1 protein-coding gene is annotated in these 1,249 nt (G+C 69.9%); it reads right to left on the reverse strand.

From position 1 onward, the window contains the following. The coding region (locus tag E9565_RS21840) for a hypothetical protein (protein WP_236836717.1) at nt 1-1,249 on the reverse strand (1,249 nt) is incomplete at both ends.

Below are 1,249 nucleotides of genomic sequence, written 5' to 3' on the forward strand. Positions count from 1 at the left end.
ACGCCACCCCCACGTCATCGGTCGACGCCGACCAGCTCACCGTCACCTGCGCCGGCCCATCAGCCACCGCCGCCACACCCCCCGGCACCGACGGCGCCGCGGTGTCCACCACCGTCCCGCCCGGGAGGTCGAGCTCAGCGTGGTAGTAGCGCTGGGTGGTTCGGTCGTCGCTGGCCAGCACCACCAGGCCCGTCGCCGCGGTGACCGGCGCCTTCGCCGTCGTGGCGTTGTTGATCAGGGCTCCCGACCACGAGAGCAGTGTGGCCCGCGGCGAGAACGACAGATTCGAGCCCATCGGGGACCGGCGGTAGTACACGCTGCCACCGCTCTCGGTCGACATGATCACGTAGACCTGACGGTTCGTCGCATCGAGCGCCAACTGCGGCCGGGTCAGCCCCTCGGACACGGTCGCCACCGGCGTTCCCGTCCAGGTGCCGGCGCCGGAGCGTGTCAGCACCGCGATGCTCGGATCGGACGGGGAGTCGGTGGAGGAGTCTCCGCGAGAGGTCTTGATCGCCGCGTAGATCCGACCGTCGTCCTCCATCAACGACTTCAGGTTGACGTGGTCGTCGGCGCTGCGCGTCCCGGTCACGGGCGTCTCCAGGGTCCACCCCGCGTTGTCCGCCGCGGTGTCGGGGTGGACCGCGAACCGGATCGCGCTGGACTGCTGGTCCGACCACATCACCCCGATCTTGCCGCCGAACGCCACGATCGCCGACAAGTCGTCCGCCGCGATGACGTTGTCCGACACCGGCACCAGGAACGGCGCCGTCCACGTCGTGTCACTCGTCGTCGAGTGCGCCACCCACACCTGGTCCTGGCCGGTGTTGCTCGGGTTCGGCTTGGTGAAGGTCACCCACAGCCGACCCAGACTGTCCCGCGCGATCGTCGTGGACTCGATGTCGCCGGAGGTCACCGACTTCGGGAAGCCGCTGTCCATGGAGTAGGTCCGGCTGGCCGGGTCGTAGGACAACCGAGCCGCCTGCAGCGCGCCGTTCGTGACCCGGCTGGCCACGTACAGCTTCCCGTCCTCCCACAGCGCATCACCGCTGCTTCCAGCGCGACTGTCGACCACCGTGCCGGTGTCGACCCAGGTGTGGTCCGGCTGCAACCGGTGAACGGTCACGGCCGCGGCACTCGAGACGCCGTCCGTCCGCATCAGCGCCCACCACGAGCCGTCGTGGAACCACAACTTGCTCTGCGGCTTGTCCTCGGTCGGCGACGGGCCCGCCGTCGCGAACGCCGGACC

This window comes from Blastococcus sp. KM273129, from assembly GCF_021698995.1.
Classification (GTDB): Bacteria; Actinomycetota; Actinomycetes; order Mycobacteriales; family Geodermatophilaceae; genus Blastococcus.